The organism is Bacillus sp. SIMBA_026 (genome assembly GCF_046535335.1).
Classification (GTDB): domain Bacteria; phylum Bacillota; class Bacilli; order Bacillales; family Bacillaceae; genus Bacillus; species Bacillus velezensis.
The window spans coordinates 150,920-158,281 of record NZ_JAWRWX010000003.1; the positions used below are offsets into that span (position 1 = coordinate 150,920).

Annotated in this window: 10 protein-coding genes and 1 pseudogene; 7 read left to right on the forward strand and 4 right to left on the reverse strand. The window is 44.3% G+C overall.

Annotated elements, in window-relative coordinates; all coding sequences use genetic code 11:
- Positions 1–62: 62 nt before the first annotated feature.
- The 6 genes and pseudogenes from SB847_RS16965 to SB847_RS16990 all read left to right on the forward strand — a co-directional run.
- Entirely contained in the window at positions 63–1,265 is a 1,203-nt protein-coding gene (locus SB847_RS16965) for a GTP-binding protein (RefSeq protein ID WP_410578166.1), read from the forward strand.
- A gap of 64 nt (positions 1,266–1,329) precedes the next feature.
- Positions 1,330–2,466 carry a zinc-dependent alcohol dehydrogenase gene (locus SB847_RS16970; RefSeq protein ID WP_007609290.1) on the forward strand — a complete coding sequence of 379 codons (1,137 nt, stop codon included), beginning with the start codon at positions 1,330–1,332 and terminating at the stop codon, positions 2,464–2,466.
- Positions 2,467–2,480: 14 nt separating this feature from the next.
- A complete protein-coding gene (locus tag SB847_RS16975) occupies positions 2,481–2,915 on the forward strand; it encodes an RDD family protein (RefSeq protein WP_021494203.1) in 435 nt (144 codons plus the stop codon).
- 117 nt (positions 2,916–3,032) lie between these two features.
- Positions 3,033–3,311: a YckD family protein gene (locus SB847_RS16980; protein ID WP_263612330.1), complete on the forward strand. Its 279-nt coding sequence runs from the start codon at positions 3,033–3,035 to the stop codon at positions 3,309–3,311.
- Between the two features lie 89 nt (positions 3,312–3,400).
- Entirely contained in the window at positions 3,401–3,592 is a 192-nt protein-coding gene (locus SB847_RS16985) for a family 1 glycosylhydrolase (protein ID WP_410578282.1), read from the forward strand.
- A pseudogene (locus SB847_RS16990) lies at positions 3,517–3,735 on the forward strand (family 1 glycosylhydrolase); the annotation flags it as partial. The gene SB847_RS16985 and the pseudogene SB847_RS16990, both read left to right, overlap by 76 nt.
- 40 nt (positions 3,736–3,775) lie before the next feature.
- On the opposite strand, the gene comJ reads toward SB847_RS16990, so the two are convergent.
- The 4 genes from comJ to hxlA form a co-directional block, all read right to left on the reverse strand.
- Positions 3,776–4,174: a competence protein ComJ gene (gene comJ / locus SB847_RS16995; RefSeq protein WP_410578168.1), complete on the reverse strand. Its 399-nt coding sequence runs from the start codon at positions 4,172–4,174 to the stop codon at positions 3,776–3,778.
- 20 nt (positions 4,175–4,194) lie between these two features.
- Positions 4,195–4,632 carry a NucA/NucB deoxyribonuclease domain-containing protein gene (locus SB847_RS17000; protein WP_003156588.1) on the reverse strand — a complete coding sequence of 146 codons (438 nt, stop codon included), beginning with the start codon at positions 4,630–4,632 and terminating at the stop codon, positions 4,195–4,197.
- 357 nt (positions 4,633–4,989) lie between these two features.
- Positions 4,990–5,547, reverse strand: coding sequence for a 6-phospho-3-hexuloisomerase (gene hxlB, locus SB847_RS17005; protein ID WP_044802747.1), 558 nt, complete (start codon positions 5,545–5,547; stop codon positions 4,990–4,992).
- Complete coding sequence (gene hxlA / locus SB847_RS17010) at positions 5,544–6,179, reverse strand: 3-hexulose-6-phosphate synthase (protein ID WP_014416875.1); 636 nt, start codon at positions 6,177–6,179, stop codon at positions 5,544–5,546. The genes hxlB and hxlA overlap by 4 nt, the downstream gene beginning before the upstream one ends.
- Positions 6,180–6,410: 231 nt before the next feature.
- Between hxlA and hxlR the strand changes: the two genes are divergently transcribed.
- The gene (gene hxlR, locus SB847_RS17015) at positions 6,411–6,773 is read left to right on the forward strand and encodes a transcriptional activator HxlR (RefSeq protein WP_007409352.1); all 363 of its coding nucleotides are present in this window, start codon (positions 6,411–6,413) and stop codon (positions 6,771–6,773) included.
- The last annotated feature ends 589 nt before the right edge of the window (positions 6,774–7,362 follow it).

Genomic DNA, 7,362 nt, shown 5'->3' on the forward strand with positions numbered 1-7,362 from the left:
GAAAATAAGGCAGGTGCAGCATGTAAATCGTAATCATTCTATTTTGTCAGGAGGCTATTTATATGAAAAAAATTCCGGTTACAGTATTGAGCGGCTATCTTGGTGCCGGAAAGACGACCGTTTTGAATCATATTTTACAAAACCGCAACGGTTTAAAAATTGCCGTCATCGTCAATGACATGAGCGAAGTAAATATAGACGCGGGCTTGGTGAAGCAGGGAGGCGGCTTGTCAAGGACGGATGAGAAACTCGTAGAATTATCCAACGGCTGTATCTGCTGCACGCTGCGTGAAGATTTATTAGTCGAAGTTGAGAAACTCGCGAAAGACGGCAGATTTGATTATATAGTGATTGAATCAACAGGGATCAGCGAACCGATTCCCGTTGCCCAGACATTTTCTTATATAGATGAAGAAATGGGTATTGATCTGACAACATTCTGCAGGCTGGACACAATGGTGACCGTGGTGGATGCAAACCGCTTCTGGCATGATTTCCAGTCCGGTGACAGCCTTCTTGACCGGAAGGAAGCGGCGGGAGAAGAGGATGAACGGGTGATTGCCGATTTACTAATTGACCAAATCGAGTTTTGTGATGTGCTCATTTTAAATAAATGCGACATGGTGGGCGAAAAAGAGCTTGAACAGCTGGAAACGGTTCTTCGCGCATTACAGCCCCGTGCCAGACTGATCCGGTCCGTCCGCGGAGAAGTGCCCGCCGAATACATATTGAATACCGGTTTATTTGAGTTTGAGGAAGCGAGTTCATCAGCAGGATGGATAAAGGAACTGACGGCAGGTCATGAAGCGCACACTCCGGAAACGGAAGAGTACGGCATCACTTCGTTTGTGTACTCGCGGCGTCTGCCGTTTCATACCGTTCGTTTTGACAGCTGGCTGCATCAATCAATGCCTGACAACATTGTGCGCGCAAAAGGAATTGCTTGGTGCGCAACCCGCAACAGCCTTGCGCTGCTGATGTCTCAGGCGGGTCCGGCAGTTTCGATTGAGCCTGTTTCTTATTGGGTGGCGGCAATGCCGAAACTTGAGCAGGAGCAGATTAAACAGCAGGAACCGGAGATTCTGGAAGATTGGGACGACCAATTCGGAGACCGTCATACGAACCTGGTGTTTATCGGAACAGATTTAGATGAAGCAGCCATTACAAAGGAATTGGATCAGTGCCTGCTCACGCCGTCTGAGTTCGATTCCGATTGGTTGCAGCTTGAAGATCCTTTTCAATGGGATATTCAGCGGGCCGAATAACATACCGGCCAAGTTTAGAAGCAGGTGAAAAGGGAAGGAGTGATGAAAAAGGAGCTGACCAAGTGTGAAAGCACTGACATACCAAGGAAAAGAACATATGGAAGTGAAAGAAGTCCCGGCACCCGCCATTCAAGATGAGAGAGATGTCATCGTTCGAATCACCGCAACCGGGATATGCGGTTCAGACCTTCATTTATATAAAAACGGAATACCCGCCGATCCGGGTTATATCGTCGGGCATGAGCCGATGGGAATCGTTGAAGAAACGGGCAGTCAAGTCAAAAAGCTGAAAAAAGGCGACCGGGTCGTGATTCCTTTTAACATCGGCTGCGGAGAATGTCATTATTGCAAGCATCAGATGGAAAGCCAGTGTGATGAATCAAATCCAAACCCTCATACAGATGCCGGCGGCTTATTCGGTTTTTCGGAGTTTAACGGTAATTATCCCGGCGGGCAGGCTGAATATTTACGTGTTCCTTATGCTGATTTCTCTTCTTTTCTGGTTCCGGCAGACAGTGAGCTTGAAGATGAGCAGGTGCTGCTTCTGTCAGATGTCATGCCGACCGCCTTTTGGAGCGTCCAGCACAGCGGAGTGAAAAAAGGGGATACAGTCGTGATTCTGGGATCAGGTCCGATCGGCTTAATGGCGCAAAAATTCGCGTGGAAAAAAGGAGCAAAGCGGGTTATCGCAGTCGATCAAGTCCCGCATCGCCTTGAACATGCGAGACGCATAAACGGAGCAGAGACCTTCAATTTTTCAGAACATGATGAGATCGGGAAACTGCTGCATGAACAAACGTCAGGGGGCGCGGATGTAGTGATTGATTGTGTCGGAATGGACGGCACGCCGCTTTCAAAAGAAAAAACAGAGCAAAAACCGAATCAGTTCGGAACGATCAGTCCGATTCTTACAGCATCAGAAGCCGTTAAGAAGTTCGGAACCGTGCAGCTCACGGGCGCATACATTTCTGAAGCGGACGGCTTTCCGCTCGGTGATTTTTTCACACGCAACGTTTCTTTAAAAATGGGCCAGGCACCCGTTATTCATCTGATGCCGATGCTGTATCAAATGATCGAACAAAATGAAATTGATCCGACGGACATCATTACACACAAAATGAGTCTTGCGGAAGCTCCTGCTGCATATGATATATTTGACAAAAAAGAAGATGGCAACATTAAAGTGATTTTAAAGCCATAGTGAGGAGAAACACGATGAATATTTACAGACCGGCGGGATTTTGGATCAGATTGGGAGCCGTGGTACTCGACTATTTAATTACTTCAGTGCCTTTGGCGATTATTTTTATGCTGGCAACAGGAAAAGATCCGAATGAGAGCGCAATGATCAGCATTATTTTGACTCTTTATGGTATTTTGCTCCCTGTCTACTGGAACGGTTATGTTATCGGCAAAAAGATCTGCGGTATCCGCATCGTCAAAAAAGACGGAACTCAGGTAGGCTTTCTCACTATGATTTTGAGAGTGCTTGTGGGCGGCCTGATATATGGGGTGACGTTTGGAATCGGTGTGATCGTGAGCGCATTCATGGTCGGAATGAGAGAAGACAAACGGTCAATCCACGATTTTGTAGCGGGAACGTATGTCACGTACGCGCTGCCGGACGAATCGATTGAAAAGAGCGAATAATTTCGCTCTTTTTTTTGCATAAAAAATGGATGAGGGAGAAACATATAACAAACGTTAAAGGAGGAAAGAATCATGAAAAAAGCTGCATTGTCTTTAGCTGCGTTTTTCATTACAGCAATGGTTTTCACAATGCCGGCACACGCCGCCGGAACAAAAATGCCTTCAACAATGTCACTCACGGAACAGCAGAAAAAAGAAATTGAATCACTTGAAAAAGAAGTGCTCGAAAAACGAAAACATGTCATATCCAAATATGTCGAGTACGGGGTCCTGCCGAAAGAAAAAGCAGAACATATTAAACAGCATATGGACAGGCGCTTTAACATGATGAAACAAAATGGGTTTGTTCCGAAGCCGCCGCCTCATAAATTGGAAAAGCGGCATCATCATTCTTAAGCATCCGGCAAGCCGGTTGCTTTTTTGTTTTTATCGGGATTGCTCTGAAACGCGTTTCATAACGTATGATATCAATATTATACGCACACATGATACATAAAAAACAGGGCCTGTTCCCTGATACATTTCTATGGGGGTCAGCCTCGGCTGCCTATCAGGCTGAAGGAGCCTGGAATAAAGACGGTAAAGGACCTTCAGTATGGGTGAACAGTGCAGAGAGGCCATTAGTGACGGAGTTCATCTCATCGGCTACTGCAGCTGGTCATTCACGGATCTGTTAAGCTGGCTGAACGGCTATCAAAAACGCTACGGTTTTGTGTATATCAATCGAGATGAAGAAGATGAAAAGGATTTGAAACGGATCAGGAAGAAAAGTTATTATTGGTACCGGAATGTAATTGAAACAAACGGTAAAAGTTTATAAAAGTTCCCTGAGAGAAATATGATTCTCTCAGGGATTTCTTTTACATTGCGGCTGCATCAATAATATACGTATCCGCATGAAGATCGGATATTTCGGCAGGCACTGAATAAAAGGTAAGGCTGTATCGGCCTTTCGGAATATGAAAGAAAAGCCGCTTTGACATCACGCTTTCAATCTCAATTCCATTTTTTACAGCCTCAAAGGGAACAGTCGCTTTTTTCTCATAGGATGGTACCGGTTCACTTGTGTTAAGCCTGAGAACGATAAATGCCCTCGTATTTCTCCTTGCCTCAAATGAAACAGCTCTGTCAGCTTCCGCATATCCTTTTTCAATGGCTTCATCGGTCCAATCGATAACAGGCGGTTCTGAATCTTTTTGGAAGATTGTAAATTGATGATAAGAAATGGCCAGTTCTTGCGGTTTCCATGATTTAATCAATGCGCTGTTCCTCCTGTTTTTTACTTGATTTTAAATAATACTCTCGTTCCGTCGGGATCATTGGTAAGCTGATGTCCGACCCAAGAGCCGGCTCCGCGGTTGTCTGCCGGAGAAATATATTCTACGGAGGCGTTGTTTCCGCCCTGTTTACAAACCGCCATCGGCCATTCATCCCTATCGTATCCCGTTTTTACAGGTACATGTTTAAGAGATTGCTCACGACGCTTATGTACTCCGTCTCTGTCAATGGTGCATATGCTGGAATGTCCTTCTTTTATCGCGTCCTTAATATGCTTTGCTGTTTCCGGATATCGATCGGACGGAAATAGGATTACTTTGTCATAATCACTCTTCTGAACGGTCTGCTCGTTATCTGAGAAAAGATCACCCTTGATCAGGGCCGCGACTGCTCCGGCAATGATGATAAGAACAAGCAGCAGTGCTTTTAATGTTTTCAAGAGTATCAATCACCTCCAGTTATAAATTGCTTTAAGCTGGTCCAAGAATAAAGCAGAATCGGCCGGCTGTAAAGCTGTTAAAATATATTTCTCAGCCGCAATTCAGCTGAATATCTGTAAAACCATCCGCACAAATCAACTTTATTCATTAAAAATTCGATCAGAAAGTGTTTTTTGCCGTTTCCCTATTCAGAAATGAACGGTTGCGGCCGTATCGTCAATTGACTTATTATAGCGATAAGCTCACCGGCAGGATATCTTCGTCTGCGAGTGTCCGACCCGAAAACCTTGGTCTGCATGACCGTGCGCAACAAGACGATAAAAAGACGGCCATCTGATAAGAAGGCCGTCAGCAAATCATTCCAGATTCGCATGCTTTGTAAACATGTCTGCTGAATTCAATTCTTTTTTCTCCATGATTTTTAGAATAACCGCATCGTAAAACAGCAGAAGAGTTTGTTCGAATAAAGAACCCATCGGCTGAATCGTCTTTCTGTCTCCGCCGGTCTCTTCCTTAGGAGAGCCGGGAATCGTTATTGTAAGATCCGCAAGTTTGCCGAGACTTGAGCCGGGGTTAATCGTTAATGCAGTGACGATACCGTTAAGACTTTTGGCTTTTTCAGCTGTATGAAGCAGACTTTTTGTTTCGCCTGAGCCTGAGCTGATGATGACGAGACCGCCTTCTTGGAGGGGAGGGGTAAGCGTCTCACCGACGATGTAAGCGTTCAGGCCGATGTGCATCATCCTCATGGCGAACGCTTTAGCCATAAAGCCGGAACGCCCCGCTCCGGACGTGAAGATTTGATCTGCCGATAAAATCTGATCCGCAAGCTTGTCAGCTTCACTGTCGGATATTAATGCTGCGGTGCGGGATATTTCATTTAGTATTTCATGTAAGTATTCAGTCGTTTTCATGATCCTTGTGTGATCAGCTGTTTCATTTTAGCAGCAGCATCCGCTTTATTGTCAGCTCCCGTAATGCCTCCGCCGACAATGATTAAATCTGGGTTTTGTTTGATGGCTTCAGGAAGCGTATCAAGTTTAATGCCTCCGGCAATTGCGGTTTTAGCGCTCTTGACCGCTTTTTTAATCGCCGTCAGTTCCTCGAATGAATTTTTTCCTTCTGCTTGAAGATCATAACCCGTATGAACACAAATATAATCAACACCGAGTTGGTCAATTTCTTTTGCCCGTGTTTCAAGGTTTTTTACGTTTATCATGTCGACGAGGATTTTTTTCTGCTGTTTTTTTGCTTCGGCAACGGCCCCTTTGATCGTTGAGTCGTCTGTCGCTCCTAAAACGGTGATGATGTCGGCTCCCGCTTCTGCCGCTTTCATAATCTCGTAACCGCCTGCATCCATGATTTTAAGATCGGCAAGCACTTTCAAGTGAGGAAAGGCTGTTTTCATTTCCTGCACGGCTTTCAGTCCTTCATTAATGACAACGGGAGTGCCGATTTCTACAACATCTATATATTGTTCGACCTCTTTCACAAGTTCAATTGCTTCCGGGATATTTACTAAGTCTAATGCCAGCTGTAATTCCACTTTATATCCACTCCTCTTTTTCATGTATTTCCATTCTATAGAGTGCCCCGCATGTTGAGAAGTACGCACTTTGAAGTCTAATAGTTACTTTGAGGATACTGTCCCCGCAGGCAATGCGCTTTGTTTCAGCAAAACTGCGTGGTAGTATAAACTGATGAAAGTTGTGTGAAAAAGTAAGCGTGTATGAATAGATGATGACCGTACAAAAAGTAAGAGGAAGGAGAATTGTCCGTGAGCCGAATGGATGAGAAAACGTTTAATTGCGAAAAGGAATTGACGCTTGCCGTGATAGGCGGGAAGTGGAAAATGCTGATTATGTGGCACTTGGGAAAAGAAGGGACGAAGCGGTTTAATGAGCTGAAAGCTTTAATTCCGGATATTACGCACAAAATTCTTGTGAATCAGCTCAGGGAGCTGGAGCAGGATCTGATCGTTCACAGGGAAGTTTACCCTGTCGTCCCTCCGAAAGTGGAGTATTCTTTAACGGCGCAAGGAGAAAGCCTTATGCCGATTCTGGACGCCATGTATAAGTGGGGAAAAGATTATATGGAATTAATCAACATTGATAAAACTGCAATAAAGGAATCTTTTTGAAGTGCTCTATGTAAAATAGAGTGCTTTTTTTGCGGTTTAATGAAATCATATTGCGAACATTCGGGCCGTCTGTTTCGGTTCTTGCGCTGTTTTTTCCGGGTCAGCTTACGTACGTAAATTTTTTTTATTTCTGCCATAACTGGATATTCGACAGATTTTCATTATAGTTTAAAGATTTTTAATTTTACGTAAATAATATTTTTGAAAATAAATTGCGGGATGCCGCAAAATACCCTCTGGATTTGTCGGATTTTTTTTCGGTGTGCCGCATGAAACTTTTCACCCATTTTTCGGTGATAAAAACAATATTTTCATATAAAGTGAACGTAAGTAGATATATAGAAATACATGCAGAAATAGGTAAACCTTTCGTGCTTACAATCAATGGCTTTTTGTCTTGATTTCTCATAAATTTGATGCCGCATTTCGGACTGCGCGGGTGAACGGATGACGGATTTCGGCGGTGATTGAATCGGGATCGTTTTTGAGGTAAGTGGTTCTTTTGGCTTGAGAATGAGTTAGGGACATAGAGGGAGGCTGTTTCTAAGGGAGAATTGACAACTATATCTTAAAAAGGGGAGGCGCACAC